Source organism: Stenotrophomonas indicatrix, from assembly GCF_002750975.1.
GTDB lineage: Bacteria > Pseudomonadota > Gammaproteobacteria > Xanthomonadales > Xanthomonadaceae > Stenotrophomonas > Stenotrophomonas indicatrix.
Genome location: NZ_PEJS01000001.1, coordinates 1528476 through 1544055, shown reverse-complemented (window position 1 = coordinate 1544055; position 15580 = coordinate 1528476). Strand labels below are relative to the sequence as shown.

The 15580-nt window shown below is 63.9% G+C and carries 17 protein-coding genes and 1 pseudogene; 10 read left to right on the top strand and 8 right to left on the bottom strand.

Features of this window, described 5'->3' with window-relative positions:
* Positions 1-97: 97 nt before the first annotated feature.
* Complete coding sequence (locus tag CR918_RS07250; protein ID WP_099842347.1) at positions 98-1192, bottom strand: FAD-dependent oxidoreductase; 1095 nt, start codon at positions 1190-1192, stop codon at positions 98-100.
* A gap of 82 nt (positions 1193-1274) precedes the next feature.
* On the opposite strand from CR918_RS07250, the gene CR918_RS07245 reads away from it, so the two are divergent.
* The gene (locus CR918_RS07245; RefSeq protein ID WP_099842346.1) at positions 1275-1730 is read left to right on the top strand and encodes a MarR family winged helix-turn-helix transcriptional regulator; all 456 of its coding nucleotides are present in this window, start codon (positions 1275-1277) and stop codon (positions 1728-1730) included.
* Between the two features lie 12 nt (positions 1731-1742).
* On the opposite strand, the gene CR918_RS07240 is transcribed toward CR918_RS07245, so the two are convergent.
* The gene (locus CR918_RS07240) at positions 1743-2267 is read right to left on the bottom strand and encodes a GNAT family N-acetyltransferase (RefSeq protein ID WP_099842345.1); all 525 of its coding nucleotides are present in this window, start codon (positions 2265-2267) and stop codon (positions 1743-1745) included.
* 440 nt (positions 2268-2707) lie between these two features.
* Between CR918_RS07240 and CR918_RS07235 the strand changes: the two genes are divergently transcribed.
* The 4 genes from CR918_RS07235 (at position 2708) to CR918_RS07220 (ending at position 4563) form a co-directional block, all read left to right on the top strand.
* Positions 2708-3163, top strand: coding sequence for an SRPBCC family protein (locus CR918_RS07235; RefSeq protein ID WP_099842344.1), 456 nt, complete (start codon positions 2708-2710; stop codon positions 3161-3163).
* Positions 3164-3172: 9 nt separating this feature from the next.
* Positions 3173-3487, top strand: coding sequence for an ArsR/SmtB family transcription factor (locus CR918_RS07230; protein WP_099842343.1), 315 nt, complete (start codon positions 3173-3175; stop codon positions 3485-3487).
* A gap of 2 nt (positions 3488-3489) precedes the next feature.
* Entirely contained in the window at positions 3490-3948 is a 459-nt protein-coding gene (locus CR918_RS07225; RefSeq protein ID WP_033830924.1) for an SRPBCC family protein, read from the top strand.
* A 75-nt stretch (positions 3949-4023) separates the two neighbouring features.
* A complete protein-coding gene (locus CR918_RS07220) occupies positions 4024-4563 on the top strand; it encodes a chemotaxis protein CheW (protein WP_099842342.1) in 540 nt (179 codons plus the stop codon).
* 119 nt (positions 4564-4682) lie between these two features.
* On the opposite strand, the gene CR918_RS07215 is transcribed toward CR918_RS07220, so the two are convergent.
* Complete coding sequence (locus tag CR918_RS07215; RefSeq protein WP_099842341.1) at positions 4683-5465, bottom strand: 3-hydroxybutyrate dehydrogenase; 783 nt, start codon at positions 5463-5465, stop codon at positions 4683-4685.
* A gap of 60 nt (positions 5466-5525) precedes the next feature.
* The gene (locus CR918_RS07210) at positions 5526-6005 is read right to left on the bottom strand and encodes a tetratricopeptide repeat protein (RefSeq protein ID WP_165780890.1); all 480 of its coding nucleotides are present in this window, start codon (positions 6003-6005) and stop codon (positions 5526-5528) included.
* Between the two features lie 229 nt (positions 6006-6234).
* Here CR918_RS07210 and CR918_RS07205 point away from each other — a divergent pair, with 229 nt between their 5' ends.
* From CR918_RS07205 to CR918_RS07200, 3 genes and pseudogenes are all read left to right on the top strand, one after another.
* Positions 6235-6585 carry a hypothetical protein gene (locus tag CR918_RS07205; protein WP_229979644.1) on the top strand — a complete coding sequence of 117 codons (351 nt, stop codon included), beginning with the start codon at positions 6235-6237 and terminating at the stop codon, positions 6583-6585.
* A gap of 113 nt (positions 6586-6698) precedes the next feature.
* A pseudogene (locus tag CR918_RS21385) lies at positions 6699-7223 on the top strand (zeta toxin family protein); the annotation flags it as partial.
* A 282-nt stretch (positions 7224-7505) separates the two neighbouring features.
* Complete coding sequence (locus CR918_RS07200; protein WP_341476902.1) at positions 7506-9791, top strand: XVIPCD domain-containing protein; 2286 nt, start codon at positions 7506-7508, stop codon at positions 9789-9791.
* An 88-nt stretch (positions 9792-9879) separates the two neighbouring features.
* Here the strand turns inward: CR918_RS07200 and CR918_RS07195 are convergent, their stop codons facing one another.
* From CR918_RS07195 to CR918_RS07185, 3 genes are all read right to left on the bottom strand, one after another.
* Positions 9880-10191 carry a hypothetical protein gene (locus CR918_RS07195; RefSeq protein ID WP_099842339.1) on the bottom strand — a complete coding sequence of 104 codons (312 nt, stop codon included), beginning with the start codon at positions 10189-10191 and terminating at the stop codon, positions 9880-9882.
* A 113-nt stretch (positions 10192-10304) separates the two neighbouring features.
* Positions 10305-11042 carry a hypothetical protein gene (locus tag CR918_RS07190; protein ID WP_099842338.1) on the bottom strand — a complete coding sequence of 246 codons (738 nt, stop codon included), beginning with the start codon at positions 11040-11042 and terminating at the stop codon, positions 10305-10307.
* A 33-nt stretch (positions 11043-11075) separates the two neighbouring features.
* A complete protein-coding gene (locus tag CR918_RS07185; RefSeq protein WP_099842337.1) occupies positions 11076-12449 on the bottom strand; it encodes a DUF1963 domain-containing protein in 1374 nt (457 codons plus the stop codon).
* A gap of 530 nt (positions 12450-12979) precedes the next feature.
* Between CR918_RS07185 and CR918_RS07180 the strand changes: the two genes are divergently transcribed.
* Positions 12980-13555: a 5' nucleotidase, NT5C type gene (locus CR918_RS07180; RefSeq protein ID WP_099842336.1), complete on the top strand. Its 576-nt coding sequence runs from the start codon at positions 12980-12982 to the stop codon at positions 13553-13555.
* Between the two features lie 95 nt (positions 13556-13650).
* On the opposite strand, the gene CR918_RS07175 is transcribed toward CR918_RS07180, so the two are convergent.
* Positions 13651-14490: a type 1 glutamine amidotransferase domain-containing protein gene (locus tag CR918_RS07175; RefSeq protein WP_099842335.1), complete on the bottom strand. Its 840-nt coding sequence runs from the start codon at positions 14488-14490 to the stop codon at positions 13651-13653.
* Between the two features lie 96 nt (positions 14491-14586).
* Here CR918_RS07175 and CR918_RS07170 point away from each other — a divergent pair, with 96 nt between their 5' ends.
* Positions 14587-15519: a LysR family transcriptional regulator gene (locus tag CR918_RS07170; RefSeq protein ID WP_099842334.1), complete on the top strand. Its 933-nt coding sequence runs from the start codon at positions 14587-14589 to the stop codon at positions 15517-15519.
* The last annotated feature ends 61 nt before the right edge of the window (positions 15520-15580 follow it).

The following is a 15580-nucleotide window of genomic DNA, read 5'->3' as shown; positions in this document are numbered from 1 at the left end:
TAGCCCCCACTCTAGCTCTGAACCGATGTACCGCATCCTGCAGAGAGGCTGCGACGCAGTGACGCAGGTGCTTCCCGTCCCCGCGTTGCAAGCGGCCTCAACCGCCGTCAGCCGTCGCCTCGGTAGTGAACCAGCGCTGGAACCCGTCGATGGCGTCCGGCATCAGCGCGCTGGCGCGCTCACGCACAATGGATTCGGCGTGGCGAATGGCACTCACTGCATCCGGCTGCGCGCACAACGCCATCGCCAAATCCGACGCGTCCAGCATCGCCAGGTTCACGCCCACGCCCACCGGCGGCATCAGATGGGCAGCATCGCCGATCAGCGTCACGCCGTTGCGTGGTGTCCAACGGAAATCCGCCGGCAGGCTGTAGATCGGCCGCCGCACGAAGTCGGTGCACGCCTCCAGCAGCCGCCGCAGGTTCGGTGCCCAGCCGGTGTAGCTGCCTGTCACCAGCGCGCGCATGCCTCGCTGCGTGATCTGCGCATCAAGGCAATCAGAGGGCCGCTTCAGCGCCGCATACACGCAGAATCGATCGCCGCTGTTGCGCTGCACGAACAGCGCCTCCTCGCCGCCAAAGCAGAACAGGCTGCCCTGCCCCACCATGGCCGCGATATCCGCCGCAGGCTGCGCGATCCATCCTTCAAAGAAGGTAATGCCCGTCGGCAGCGGCTGGCAGGCACTCAACGCAGCGCGCACCTTCGACCATGCGCCATCGGCACCGATCACGATGTCCGCCTCGGCCTGCACGCCATTGGCAAAACGCAGGCTGTGGCGGCCGGCATCTGCAGGTTCCATCTCGCTCAAGCAATGGCCCCACTGCACCGCGTCGGCCGGCAACGCATCCAGCAGCAGCTGGCGCAGGTCGCCACGGTCGATCTCCGGCTTGTCCATGCTTCCCTCCGGCCCGAACCCACCTGCGGTAATCGCCCCGGACCACGGATCACCCATCCGCGCCTCCTGGCCTTCATGGCGCGCCACCGCCCGGAACGCCTCCAGCAGACCAGCCCGCTGCAGCGCCACCTGGCCGGAGTCCTCGTGCAGGTCCAGCGTGCCGCCCTGGGTGCGCTGCTGCCCGGACGACTCGCCCTCGTACACGCTCACGCGATGGCCGCCGCGATGCAGGATGAGCGCGGCCGTCAGGCCGGCGGGGCCCGCGCCGATGATGGCGATACGTGGAGGGTGCGGCATGAGGCGGCCTGTTGGTCGGTTGATATATCAACCGTAGAACGTTCGAGTTGACACGTCAACCAATCGCGGGCAACGTGAGCGCATGACCTCACCCACCATCACTCCCGACCAGTGGGCCGCCTGGCGCGGCTTCCGGCGCATGGCCGAGATCACCTCCGGCCGCATCGTCCACGACATCACCCGCAGCACCGGGCTTTCCAGTGCCGACTTCGTCGTGCTGATGGAACTGAGCAAGGCCAAGGACCGCTGCCGCCGCCAGCGCGACCTGCAGGACTACCTGGAATGGGACAAGACCCGGCTCTCGCACCAGCTAACCCGCATGGCCGGCCGTGGCCTGATCGAGCGCGACACCGACAGTGACAACGTGGTGGTGATCCGCATGACTGCAGAAGGCCGCACCCAGCTGAGCGCAGCACGGCCGGTACACGTCGCCAGCGTCCGCCGGAATTTCCTCGATCATCTTTCAGCCGATGACCTAGCCGCGCTGCAGCAGATCACCGACAAACTGCATGCAGCACTACAGGACGCAGAGAACTGAGACGCCGCCAGGTCACAGACGGCGGCCCAACACCTGCCCCGGCCAGCCATCCACGTTGAAGGTCGACAGCCGTTCGTAACCGCACGATTCGTAGAAGCGCACCAGCTCGCCACTGCCACCGCCATAGCAATCCACGCGCAGGTAATCCAATCCCGCTGCGCGGGCCTGCTCGTCGGCGAACGCCATCAAACGCCGGCCGATGCCACGTACCCGCGCATCGCGCGAAGCAATCAACACGCGTACATACAGCTCCGGCTCGGTCGCCGCAGGCACATAGGGCATGGCCTCGCCCAACGCCAGGAACGCACGCACCTTGCCCTGCGCGGTTTCCGCCACCCACGCACCGGGCAGTGCGCAGGCATCGGTCACCTGGGTAATGCGCCGCGGAATGGACGACCACGCCTCGGTACCCCACTGCTGCAGATTGCCGATGGCCACGAACCACGCAATCACTTCATCGAACAGCTCCAGCACCACAGGCGCATCGGCCACGCTGGCGCGACGAATCGTCAGCGCCTCTTTCCCTGCATCACTCACGCGTAGTACTCCTTTCAGTCAACGAACCCGAACGGCTGCAATCACCCGGCTCCGCCCAGAATGCCGCCGCGCACCAGGCATCACCACGGCCAAAAGTCCATTGCGCGCCGCTAACCGGTAGTGCCGGCCGCTGGCCGGCAGCTGCAATCATCCAACCCCACCCTGGTTGCCGGCCAGCGGCCGGCACTACCCAGACCGACAATCCACGCCGCTTCATTGACCGGTCCGGCATGACCACGGCGAAAACCCATGGCGCCGCATTGACTGGTAGTGCCGGCCGCTGGCCGGCAGCTGCAATCACCCACCTTGCCCAGGCTGCCGGCCCGCGGCCGGCACTACCACGGCCAAGGCTCCACGGCGGCGCAGTTGACATGCAGGCATTTACCTGCCTATTGTGATCCCACGGACGGCACCCCGCCGCCCACCGTGGAGCCGCAGTCATGGTGGATATCGCACACAGAGTCGGCATCAAGGCCCCATCAGCCCAGGTCTACCAGGCCCTGGCCACCCCCGAAGGCATCGCCGCCTGGTGGGCCGAGGACACCACCGGCGACCGCCACCCCGGCGGCACCGTCACCGCCCGCTTCACCGCCAACGGCCAGGAAATCGGCGCCATGCAGATGAAGCTGCTGCAGCTGCAGCCAAGCGAGCGGGTGCTGTGGGAATTCATCGACGGCCCACCGGAATGGATCGGCACCACCGCGCGCTTCGCCCTGCACCAGGACGGCGACTACTGCATCGTGCTGTTCAGCCATGAAGGCTGGAAGGAGCGCGTGGAGTTCATGCACCACTGCAGCACCAAGTGGGCCATCTTCCTGATGAGCCTGAAATCCCTGCTGGAAACCGGGCGCGGTCAGCCCAGCCCGCACGACGTCAAGATCGACAACTGGAACTGAAGGCACCCCATGGATGCAGACAAGGTGTTCAAGGCACTGGCCGATCCCACGCGCCGCACGCTGCTGGACCTGCTGTGCGAACGCAACGGGCAGACCTTGGGGCAGCTCTGCGAGCACCTGCAGATGGCCCGGCAATCGGTCACCCAGCACCTGGGCCTGCTGGAGGACGCCAACCTGATCAGCACCGTGCGCCGTGGCCGCGAGAAGCTGCACTTCATCAACCCTGTGCCACTGCACGAAGTCTACGAGCGCTGGGTACGCAAGTTCGAACAGCAGCGCCTGAGCCTGCTGCATGACCTGAAACGAGAACTGGAAGGAGAATGACGATGTCCGCAGAGTCCACCCGCTTCATCCACGTGATCTACATCGCCTCCACGCCGCAGAAGGTGTTCGAGGCCATCACCCGGCCGGAGATTGCCCGCACCTACTGGGGGCACGAAAACGTATCGGACTGGAAACCCGGCTCGCGCTGGCAGCACGTGCGCGCCAACGACGAGCGCAAGGTCGAACTGGTCGGCGAAGTGGTGGAAAACACCCCACCCTCGCGACTGGTGATCACCTGGGCGGCCGCTTCGCAGGCGGACAACCCGAAGGCCTACAGCCGGGTGACGTTCGAGATCGTGCCGTATGAGGACATGGTCAAGCTGACGGTGACCCATGACGAATTGGAACCGGGCAGCGGCATGGATACCGGCATCCGCCAGGGCTGGCCGATCGTGCTGTCGAGCCTGAAATCGCTGCTGGAAACCGGCAAAGGTCTGGATGTCTTCGCCAAACCGCAGTAATACCAACCCATCGCTGGCGCCCCTACCCCGGCCCAAGCCGACCCGTGAAGGCGCCTTGATCCCGCTGAACGATGCATGCAACGCGTGCTGGCCGCTCATCTGCAAAGTACGCGTTACGTCACGTCAACACGGCATCATTGCGTTGCAGTTTCAATACCCTTCCACAGGTTCCTCTTGCAGCCTTCTTCCCCTTCGGCCGGTGAACCGGCCCCGTCGTCGCCAGCCTTCATTGAAGTTGTTGTTGTGCGGGCCGGTACCCATCTGTTTGCCATCGATGTCGAAGCCGCGATTGAAATCCGCGGCCCGGAAACCTTTGATCGCCCCGGCAGTGGCGCGCGCCCGCACCTCACCGTGCGCGGCCACGCACTGCCGGTGGTCGACCTGCGTCAGGCCATTGGGTTGTCCGCATTCGCCCACGGCTGCCCGGCCATGGTGCTGATGCAGAACGGCGCGGAGATCGTTGCCTTGGCCGTCGACGAAGTACGGGACATCGAGAGCGTGCCATGCCACAACGTGCGGCCCGCCGCGGACACCCCGTTCGGATTCTGCAGTCATCGCGTCACGCTGAATGCGCTGGGCGAGATTCCCCTGATCGATCCCAGCCGGCTTCGATAACGCCGAACCACCGCACCGACCTCCCGGTAACACCGGACCCACACCGATCTCCCGGTAGCACTGGACCCCGCACCGATCTCCCGGTAGCGCCGGGCCATGCCCGGCGGGCAGCCGGCCAGCTAGCGCGCCGTCCAGCCCCCATCCACCGGAAGCGCCGTGCCGGTAATCTGCGCCGCCGCGTCCGAGGCCAGGAACACCACCATTTCCCCCAGCTGCTCAGGCGTCACGAACTGCAACGAGGGCTGTTTCTCGGCCAGCAGCGCGCGAGCGGCGGCCTCCTGATCCGTTCCCTCCCGCTCCGCCAAAGCGGTGATCTGCTGCTCGACCAGCGCCGTTCGCACCCACCCCGGGCAGATCGCGTTGGCGGTGATGCCGGTACCCGCGTTCTCCAACGCCGTTACCTTGGTGAACCCCACCACGCCGTGCTTCGCCGCCACATAGGCCGACTTGTTCACCGACCCAACCAGCCCGTGCACCGATGCGATGTTGATGATGCGACCGGATCCCTGCTGCTTCATGTAAGACAAGGCCGCCGCCGTTGCATGGAACACCGCAGAGAGATTCAGCGCGAGGATCGCATCCCACTTCTCGACGGGAAATTCCTCGATCGACGCGGTGTGCTGGATGCCCGCGTTGTTCACCAGAATGTCGATGCGCCCCATCTTCGCCACGGCGTGGTCGATCATGTCCCGAACGGCGTCGCCGCGAGACAGGTCGGCGCCATCGTGCGCCATCCGTACACCGAACTCGGCTTCCAGGCCGGAGCGGATGCGTTCGATCTCCTGCGCATCGCCAAATCCATTCAACACGATGTCGGCGCCTTGCCGCGCCAGCGCAGTGGCAATGCCAAGACCGATCCCGCTGGTGGAGCCGGTAACTACCGCGACTTTTCCATTGAACATGGGCGAGCTTCCATCGGACATAGGCAGCCAGTGTAGCTTCACCGGCCGCCTCCCCACCTGCTACGCGCCCACGTCCAATGAATGCGCCAGCAGAAACTCCCTGGCGTACTCATCCCCAGCCTGCGCCGAGGCGCGGATCAGGGACACCGCACGTGGCACATCCTTGGCAACACCGTTGCCATGGAACAGCGCCAGGCCGAATTCGTACATGGCCGGGGGATAGCCGGCATCAGATGCCCGCTCAAAGTACGCCGCCGCCTGCGAGACGTCCTGCTCAACGCGGTCACCCGTCAGCAGGCACAGCCCCACCGCGTAGATCGCCGGGATATACCCTTTCTCTGCGGCCTGATTGAGGTTCGCGAAGCTGTCAGCTTCGGCATGTGCGTCGTCCTCACCTGCAAGCATCGAAGAAGAGAGGAACAATGCTTCGGCACACCCAAGCGCAAGAGGAGGAGCGAGCAGCCGCCGCGCCCCGGCAATGTCACCACGATCGAGCACCGCATCGAAGTCCGTCGTCAGCTGGGTTGGCATGTCAGTCATGGCACAGGTTTCCTTTCTGTTTGCGGGCATCCGTTCACCCCGCTGGGATTACGCATGCACCATGCCGTACATTCCTCCAGCCCACGAGGAATGGCGACGGAATGATCTGACTCGTGGGCCAACTCGGCACAATCCACTTGCCTATCCGTTGTCGCAAATAGCATTGGACCCAACAAGGCATGTGGGGATATTCTCGAATCTACGTGGATCTGCCCAAAAGGTGACAATCTTGACCCTTTCTTCTCCGCCCGTTCCAGCCAAACTCCGGGAAATGCTCAAGGACTATCCGGAACATATCGAACGACTGCAGGAAGTACTGAATCGATCGGTTGAACGATCGCGCAAAGTTCCTCTCATGCCATTCGATAGCGCGATCGCTGCTTTGGAGGGGAGGCTGGGAACGTTCATCATGGAAGCTCGCAATGATATTGCGGCCGCGGAGAGATCAGGCAACCCAGAGCAGATAGCCCAGGCTCATGAGAAGGAACGACTGATGTCGTTCGCTGCGTCCAGCAACATTGGCATGGCTGAGCTAGATGATTTGTGGGAGTACTTTCAGGTCAACTTCCGGGGAACCTGATGACTTCCGCCGATAGTCGCCTTCCGTCAGAAATTCACCAGAAGATTCTAAGGGAAAAGATCATCCCTCAGAGTGGTCTGGATGGACGAACCTCATTTTAAACTCCCAACGCAGTCATACTTGCCGGGCAGCCTGGCGCTGGCAAAGGCAGCCTGGCGCGTCAGGTTCGTCAAGAGCTGCTCGACGATGTCATCACTATTGATCCCGACAGGCTACGTGATCAGTATGAGCCCGTTCAGAGCCTGCGCGAAAAGTACCCATACACTTGGGCGGGCCACACTCACGATGACGCCAGTCAGTGGGCCAAGGAACTACGCTCAGCAGCAATCGATGGCCGCAAGAACCTCATTCTCGATACCACGCTGGGAAATGGAGACAGCGCCGTTTCCCTGATTAGGGAACTGCAGGCGAGAGGTTATGAAGTTGAGGTTCGGGGAGTTGTAGCGCATAGGCTGGAAAGTGAGCTTGGTGTCGATGAACGTTTCGCCGCGATGCTCGACGATGAAGGCTTCGGCCGCTACGTCCCCGAAGACGTACGCAAACACGTCTACCAAGCCTTACCCGGAAATCTAAATCAGGTCCAGGCCGAGACCGGCATCCAGATTCGGCTCTACGGACGCGAAGGCGCTCAGGTCTACGACAGCCAGAACGACGCCCGCCTACCGGGCGCAGCACTGGAAGCCGAACGCGAAGCTCGGCTGAAAGACACTCGAATCACCCAAGCAGTGCGCGATGGCTGGCGCACACAAGGCCGCTGGCACGCCGAGCTTGGGGACACCCTACCCCTCAACGACAAGGTCAGTCCACCAACAGCGGCAGCCGTTTTCGATGAACGCGCAACGCTCAAGGTTGTTGAGGGCATAACGCCCAACATCCAGGAAGCACGCAGCGTCGACCACACAATCCGCGTCCGTCCAAACATGGTGCGAGGCGCCATCATCGGCGGTGCCGCAGCAACTGTTGTTGAAGCAGCCACGGAAGGGACAAAGATTGCCGACCTGTACGCGCGCGACAACCGCACAGGTGCGGAAGCTGCGATATTGGACTTCGGTGCGCGCAGTGTCGGCGGCTGGACCGGGGCAGCGCTGGGCGCCAAGGCGGGCACGCTGCTGGGCATCGAGTCCGGCCCCGGCGCGATTGTCACCGGCATTATCGGTGCCGGACTGGGTGCGTGGGGCGCCAGCGAAGTTGTCGAATGGGTCGAGAAGTACAAGATCAACAACCAGGGCGACGGCACCGGCAGAGTCTGGACGTTTGATCCCGCGCATCCTGAGAAGGGCTGGACGCACAGCGAGCGGGAAATCATAGGCACTGTCGGCACCTTGGCCGATCGCCCCATCTACGGCCCGGCTACGCTGCTGACGGCCGATGCCGAATTGACCCAGCAACTGAACTACCAAGCCTCAAGCTTGGCCGTTGGCCTGCGGATGCGGGAGCCTGATCAACCGATAAATCCTTTCAGCATTGCCGGCGACGCCACCGACACACCCAGCGCACTGCCGCGCTCCTGGGAGCGCAGTCCGGAAACCGGCGAATGGCGACGTGAGGTCGTCCATCAAGTCCTTGAGCACGGCATCAAGAACACGACGGTGGAAGTGGCCGATGCCGCCAAGGCGGCCCATCTCGATGAGACCGCTCAAGGCATCATGGCCTTCAACGCCGCCCGTAGTTCAGCCGCCTTCGCCAAGCAGTACGAGCAGGTATACACCACGCAAGGCTGGTCCCAGTACGGCGAGATTCCGGAGGAGGTGGTCTTCGCCCGGAACCATCCCGATCACGTTCTGGCATCCGATGGGCGCACCTATCAGCGCCAGCACGATGGCGAATGGCTGCATGACGGTTGGATCTACGATTCGCTGGCCGAGGGCAACATCCGCGACGAGTTGAATGGCACCTATCCGCAGATCCGGGCGATCCAGCAGCAGGAGGCTCCCACACCCGGCTCCCATGAGCGACGTATTGAAGCCCTGACCGCAAACGAGCGCGATGCCTACGATCAGGCCACGCAAGAAGCGAACCGGCTGGGCGTCGCGGCTCCCCAGGCGCAGCAACTGGCCGCCGCAGCGGTAGCCGAGGTGCGCGGCGAACACGCCGAGGAGCGCCTGACGCCGCAGGCAGTAGTCGATGCGCACGCCGAGGAGCGAGCTGCGCCGGCGCCCAGCGCACCACCCCTGGTGCAGGAGCACCGCACTCCCGCGCCTGCAGCACCGACCCCGTCGGTTCGTGCCGAGCCGGCACAGGAACCGACGCGCCCGGAAGGGCTACGACCCGAGCCAACTGCAGCTAAAGCGCCCCCAACGCAGGAAGATTCGAGCGAGCAGAAAGTGCGCACGGATGCAGACTCTCCTGCGCAGCAGACGCCGTCTGCGCCCGCGCCATCACCCTCCATTCCCGCGGCTGAGCAATCTCGCGCCCAGCCCGAGGCGAGTGCGCTGCCTGCTTCCGGTGTTGAGCGCCACGCTCCCGCGCAGGATCCAGTTGCGACTCACGCCCACTCCCTGGCCCCAGCGAACCAGACCGAAGTGGCCGACGCCGCGCCAGTGACTGCTCGCCTCCACGAAAACGACGCAAAGCCGGCGCCGATCCAGCCCAAGTCAGAAATTCCAGCTAACCGCGCCGCAGTCGAGCCGGCTGCGCCCCCGCCGGCAACAGACGCCGCGCCCAAGGTCTCGGAGCACGAGCGTCCTTACACGCCATCGCCAATGGACGTGCAGCCCACCCCGCCGTCCACCGCAATGGCCTTTCAACAGCCTGAAGCACCGCCCGCTCCCCTGCTGCCGGCCCAGCCCGAGCATCCCGATCACGCCCTCTACCAACAGGTACGAGAAGGCGTGGCAAGGTTGGACGCCAAGCACGGCCGCACCTTCGACGAAGCCAGCGAGCGCATGACCGCCAGCCTGCTGGTGCTGGCCAAAGACAACGACCTGGACCGTGTCGACCACGTGCTGCTGAGCAACGCCACAGCAGACAAGCCCACCGGTCACACCCTGTTTGTGGTCCAGGGCGAGCCCAGCGACCCCGCACACCAGCGCGCCGCAATGCCCACCGAGCTGGCCGCACAGACCTCGGTTGAAGAATCAATGCAGCAGTTCGACGCAGTCAGCCGCGAGGCGCAGCAGCGCGCCATTGCCAACCAACTTGAGCAGCAGCTGGAAGATCAGCGCGTGCAGCAGGATATCCAGATCCGCGCCGCCAGCATGGGCTGAGTGAGTGAGACACGTGCGAAATCATCTATGGCAGCCGTCCACCTAGCCCCTCTGTTTACCAACCGGCGCTGCTGAAGTCGCCGCACGGTTAGAAGCGCAGGCCCGCTCGATCAACGGTCGCGAGCGGATTGGCTTTCCGCACCGCCTCCAGGAAGAGCAGGAAGTCGCGGTTGAACAGCGTCAGGTTGTTGGTGAACGTTACGCTCTTTCTGACCGCTGCTTTGCTGAAGCACACCTGCCAGACATAGCGCTCGTAGATCATGTCAGAGGTTCGGGTGACGGAGGTGATCTGCGAGAGCGGCACCGCCGCGGGCACTGGGCCCCGCTGCAGATAGAAGGTATCTGTATCAAAGAAGTAGTGCTCTCGATCCTCTTTCCCATTAACCATCACCAAGGTCATGGACGTACCGGAGATCCGGCGAGGCGGGTTCAAGCGCAGCCCAGATTCCAACGCGGAACGGGCGCTCTGGGTCCTTCGCCGCTGCGCGTGGATGCTCTGGCTTCAACGTCCCATCACTTCCAATGATCCGGCCCCAGAAACGGCAGGCTCAGCACAAACACCGGAACCGCCACAGGTATCAGCGCCGCACCCAGCACCTTCCCGGCCGCCGTACCCGCCCCTGCCTTATCCGCCGCCTCCGGCTGGATCCGCTCAGCCCGCGCGGTAATCGACTGCGGCAGCTTCGCCTTCGCGGCCAGCGCAGCAGCTTCCGGCAATTGCACCCGCTCGCCGTCACCCTCGAACAGCGCGCTGTAATAGCTGCCGCCCTTCCTGGAAAGATTGCAGTCCGGGTTGGCCGCCAGTTCGTAGCGGGTCCGGGCTTCAAGGATGTACGGCCGGCGCGTCAACTCGTCAATGGCCTTGGCCACCCGCGGGCTGATCTCCAACCGCTCCAGCTTGAACTGCGCCGCCTGTTCCGGCGTGACCTGCTCCGGCCGCAGCAGCAGCGCGTAGCTGCCATGCACCTTGGTGCGGCCAGCCGGAACGCGCCAGTCCTCACGGATGTACATCTGCGCGCAGACCACGGCCTCGCGCAGCGGGCTGTCCATCAGGGCGCGGTAATCACGGAACGGCGCCGCATCGAAGCGCATTGGCTCGTCATAGACCGGCAGCAGATACAGCTTGCCGTCGTCGGCCACGAACGCGCCGGTGATCTCGCGACTGTAATGGTGATACTCCGGCCCACTGGCGCAGCCAGACAGCAGGGCGAAGCACAAGGCGGAGTGAATGAAGAGGACGAACGTTCGCATATCTGTTGAAGGGCTTCCCTGGGAAAACGGCTGTCAGTGTGACTCCACCACGCCAACGACGCGATCAAACCTGCAGTTGCGCAGATCCTCACGACTCAACCAGAACGTGGCCTGACCACAGTCGCCAAAGACCAGATCAATCGGCGGATCACACGCCAACTGCAGCAGACAGACCTCTCCGCCCTCGCCCTCCACCTCCGGCACGACGCCGTGCAAGCGTGGTACGTGCCCCAACATCTGGTGCACGCGCGATTCAGCGCAGCGCTTGCGGCCGTCAGGCAGCGTGCGCATGCTCTCATCAAACGGCAAATGCTCGTCCTGCAAATGGCGGTACATCAGTGCAGGAATGCGTGCGGCCGCCACCGGTGAGCCTGCCGCGTAGGCAACCGCCGCCAACAGTCCCTTGGTGAACGCCCGCCCCATGCTCAGGTCGGTTAGGGTCGGACTCTCGAAGTCGTCGCTGATCTGCCCGACAATCCATTCACGGAATGCCTCCCGCGTCGCTTCATCCGGGGGTTCGTCCCAGCCGATTGCGGCCGCATGCTCAACCCATGCGCGCACATCGGCATAATCAGCGTCCCCGCGCTTGCCTGCACGCCGCGCATTGCCGATCACCCGCGAAAGGCGGTCAATGATGATGCCGACCTGGGGGAAATCCGTCTGGTAGCGCAGCCATTGCATCGGGAAGGTCCACGCCGGTGACTGCGGGCGCTCCCATTCCGTCGCTGCATCCGCGCGCGGAAACAGACCCGTGGCCGCCACCACCGCGCCCAGCCGCATTTCGTCCCGGCGTAAGGGGTAGACATCGTAGTACGGCCGATCCTCTTCACCCGGTGGCAGCTCCAGTTCGTCCGGCCAAGTGTCCATGCGCCGCGCCACCAAGGGCCATTGAACATGCACGCACGGCCCATCTTCCTCAGGCAGCAGCCATGCAGGATTGCGGTGCGCATGGTCCGAGGGGCCTTCATCCAGAATTGGCCGCATGCCCTCCGGCAGCACACGCACCTGCTGATCAGCCGCGACCACAGGCGCGTACAGCACACGCACACGTTGCTGCGGTTCGTCGGTGTCCCAGATCTGCTCTTCGTCGTTCATGGCGAAGAAGAACAGCATGCCCTGCGAGGGCATATCAGGATCCACGCACGGCAGTTCAGCACAATCGATCTGCGCCAGGAAGTGCATCGGCGCCGCTTCGTCGTAACTCTCGCCAACCGGCCAATCCATCCCATCGGGCAATTGCGGCAGACCGCCTAGACGGCTGCGAACCCTGGGGAATGCCGCCGGTGGGTAGAAGCGCTGCAGCACCAGAGCCGGCGTGCGGTGCGTGGCGAAGAAGGCCTCGAGCACGGCTTCGGCATGGTGGTCCCGCTGGTCGGCGTGGTACATTGAATGAGCCAGAGCATCCATTTCAGTGACGTCCTTTTGAGTCTGGATCGAGCGCTACAGGTATATCACCGTCTGGCCTTCCTGAAGCGCAAGGCGATGACCCACTCACCAGCGAGCAAGAGTGCTCCTTGGTTGGCGAAATGAGCCAGTGGGTGCGGGCCGCGTCTTGGCCAGAGGCCAGAGCAGCCACTCGGCAGGCATTTGAAGAAGCGCCGCGATATAAACCGCAATTAAAGCGTGCCGATTACGGCATCAGCCGGTGGGCGACGCCGTGATGCGAGCTCCATCTCAGTTTCAATTCTGGCTGGTGGTGCTCGTATTGTGTTGTTACGGCGCGGCGCACTGTCCCGCTGCAGCAGCGCCTGATGGACTCAAAAGACACTCTGGCGTTCCGCATTGGCGGGGGTTGCAGGCCATCCCCCCTTTTCGCCCTGGACCGACGCCGGCAGCATCGTGACTGCTGCCATGTTTGTCGCAATCGCCAAGCACTTTGCCCCGCTAGCGGGGAACGGATGAAGAAGAAAGCCCACTCTTGAGAGGAGAACTCTGTAATGAACGCAGATGATGTGAAGTCGATACCGATGATGGACCCGCTCGCGAAGCAGCACCCAGATGGATCGAGTGCACCCAGACGCACAATCTATGTGGATCTTGATGGTGTGATGGCTGACTTCGACGCGGCATTTCCTGCCCTTTTTGGCCTGGACCATCGTTTGCTCGCCGACGATGAAATGTGGGGGCACATCAACAACCACCCGTCATTCTTCCGCGACCTTCCGCCGATGCACGGTGCAGTGGAGTTCTTCCACAGCATCCACCACTTGAATCCGGTGATTCTCACTGCCTGTCCGAAATCGAACTATCCGCTCGCTGCGATGCAGAAGCGACAGTGGGTTCGCGAACACTTGTCAGTAACCTGCCTGGTGTTGCCTGTGCTCGGAGGCAGGCATAAGCCTCTCTTCATGCACCAGCCGGGCGATGTTCTGATCGATGATTTCAAAGAGAACTGTGATGCTTGGACAGCGGCGGGAGGCGTGGCGATCAGGCACGCCGGCGATTGGGCACTGACGCGTCACGCGCTTTCCGAAATAGAAGATCTGTCAGGAACAGCGCGCGTGGCGGGCTGATTCCTCCTGTAAGGGCCACGTCGATATCTCCATACACAGGCCGAGGAACTGGCCCCTCGGCCCCCAAGGCGGGTAACCTGCTTTGTAACCCGGCCTTACCTCAACCGCTCCACCAGCCGCTGCCCCACCTCCAACGCCGAAGCCGGGTTCTGCCCGGTAATCAGCTCGCGGTCCACCACCACATGCCCCGTCCACGGCGTCGCATTGCTGCTGAACCGCGCACCCGCCCGCACCAACGCGGTCTGCGGGTAGAACTTCATCTCGCCGCCGCCCAGCAGCGGCTTGGCCTGCTCTTCTTCCTCGTTGCTGATCACCGTCATCTGGTAGCCGCTGTAGATCCACTTCGGCGTGGCCGGCATCGCACCCGATTCCAGCTTCCCCACGAAACCATCCGCATCCGGCAGCGCGGACAGCAGTGCGATCGGCCCGTGGCAGACCAGCGCGGTGGTCTTGTTGCGCTGGTGGAAGTCGGCCAGCAGCCGGCCCAGTGCCGGGCTCTTCAGCAGGTCCTGCATCGGCGCGTGGCCACCGGGAATGTAGACCGCATCGAAATGCGCGTAGCCCTGCTGCTCGACGCGCGCCAGGCTGACCACCGGCGAGGCGGTCGGCGAGGTCAGCGCCAGCTTCTCCAGCAGATCCTTGTGCAGCGTCAGCTGCGCGGCGTCGTTGCCGAAGTACGCCGGCGTCACCGAGGACGCATCCACCGTCGGCGCCCGCCCCTGCGGCGTGGCGAAGGTCACCTCGTGGCCCGCATCCAGCAGCAGCTTGACCGGCTGCATCAGCTCGTTGAGATAGAAGCCGGTGGACAGCACCTTGCCGTCCTTCAGGTCCAGGTGGTTTTCGTCGGACAGCACCACCAGCACGTTGGCGGCATGCGCGCCGCTGGCGGCCAGGGTCAGGGCCAGCGCAGCGGCCAGCCGGGTCATCAGGTTCATGGGGAGCTCCTATCGGGGAATGGCCGCCACTTTATTCATCGCTCCAGCGGCGATAAATTGGCCCAATTGCAAAAAATCTGTTCCCCGGAGAGCCAAATGAGCCGCAAGTTCGACTACCTGGGCGATGTGGAGGTGTTCCTGGCGGTGGTCGAGCACGGCTCGTTCACAGCTGGCGCGGTGGCGCTGTCCACCACGCCCTCGGTGCTGAGCCGCGCGGTCACCCGACTGGAAGCGCGGCTGGGCCGGCAGCTGCTGCAGCGGACCACCCGCCGCGTGGGCCTGACCGATGCCGGGCGGCTCTATCGGGAACAGGTACGCACCGCCTTCGGCCTGCTGGACGACGCCGAGCGCGACGTACTGGCCCAGGACGGTGCGCTGGCCGGCCGCGTGCGCCTGAGCGTGCCCACCACCTATGGCCACTACCGGCTGCCGCCCGTGCTGGCGCGCTTTGCGCAGCAGTACCCGCAGGTGCAGGTGGAACTGAACATCACCAACCGCAACGTGGACCTGGTGGCCGAAGGCTTCGACCTGGCCATCCGCCTGGGCCAGCTACCGGACAGTGGGCTGGTGGGGCGGAAGCTGGAAGACGCGCCACTGCTACTGGTGGCCGCGCCGGACTACCTGCAGCGCCGCGGCACGCCGCAGACGCTGGACGACCTGCAGCAGCACCTGTGCCTGCCCTTCGTGATGCCACGCACCGGGCGGCTGGCGCCGTGGATCTTCCGCGACGACGGGCGCGACGTGGACTGGCTGCCGCGCTCGTCCATCGAGACCTCCGACGATGTACTGGGCGTGGTGTCGCTGGCCGAACAGGGTATTGGGATTTGCCAGAGTTATGAATTCATCGTGCGCGAGCGGATGCAGCGTGGGCAGCTGGTGGAAGTGCTGCCGCAGCTGTGTGGGCGGTCGCGGCCGTTCTCGGTGATCTATGCGCCGCATCGGCGGCAGTCGGCGGCTGCAAGAGCGATGATTGAGTTGCTGGTGGGGAATGCGTCGGTCGTCGAAGACGGCGTTGGTCGAGGTTTCTGATGGTCCCTGGCGATGTCGGCTTTGGACCGCTTTTCGGGCCATGCGGCTAATCAAACAGCGT

Coding starts and splice junctions, on each gene's coding strand:
- CR918_RS07250 (WP_099842347.1), bottom strand. CDS start 1,192: ATGCCGCACCCTCCACGTATCGCCATCATCGGCGCGGGCCCCGCCGGC.
- CR918_RS07245 (WP_099842346.1), top strand. CDS start 1,275: ATGACCTCACCCACCATCACTCCCGACCAGTGGGCCGCCTGGCGCGGC.
- CR918_RS07235 (WP_099842344.1), top strand. CDS start 2,708: ATGGTGGATATCGCACACAGAGTCGGCATCAAGGCCCCATCAGCCCAG.
- CR918_RS07230 (WP_099842343.1), top strand. CDS start 3,173: ATGGATGCAGACAAGGTGTTCAAGGCACTGGCCGATCCCACGCGCCGC.
- CR918_RS07225 (WP_033830924.1), top strand. CDS start 3,490: ATGTCCGCAGAGTCCACCCGCTTCATCCACGTGATCTACATCGCCTCC.
- CR918_RS07220 (WP_099842342.1), top strand. CDS start 4,024: ATGCAACGCGTGCTGGCCGCTCATCTGCAAAGTACGCGTTACGTCACG.
- CR918_RS07215 (WP_099842341.1), bottom strand. CDS start 5,465: ATGTTCAATGGAAAAGTCGCGGTAGTTACCGGCTCCACCAGCGGGATC.
- CR918_RS07210 (WP_165780890.1), bottom strand. CDS start 6,005: ATGACTGACATGCCAACCCAGCTGACGACGGACTTCGATGCGGTGCTC.
- CR918_RS07200 (WP_341476902.1), top strand. CDS start 7,506: ATGGTGCGAGGCGCCATCATCGGCGGTGCCGCAGCAACTGTTGTTGAA.
- CR918_RS07195 (WP_099842339.1), bottom strand. CDS start 10,191: ATGACCTTGGTGATGGTTAATGGGAAAGAGGATCGAGAGCACTACTTC.
- CR918_RS07190 (WP_099842338.1), bottom strand. CDS start 11,042: ATGCGAACGTTCGTCCTCTTCATTCACTCCGCCTTGTGCTTCGCCCTG.
- CR918_RS07185 (WP_099842337.1), bottom strand. CDS start 12,449: ATGGATGCTCTGGCTCATTCAATGTACCACGCCGACCAGCGGGACCAC.
- CR918_RS07180 (WP_099842336.1), top strand. CDS start 12,980: ATGAACGCAGATGATGTGAAGTCGATACCGATGATGGACCCGCTCGCG.
- CR918_RS07175 (WP_099842335.1), bottom strand. CDS start 14,490: ATGAACCTGATGACCCGGCTGGCCGCTGCGCTGGCCCTGACCCTGGCC.
- CR918_RS07170 (WP_099842334.1), top strand. CDS start 14,587: ATGAGCCGCAAGTTCGACTACCTGGGCGATGTGGAGGTGTTCCTGGCG.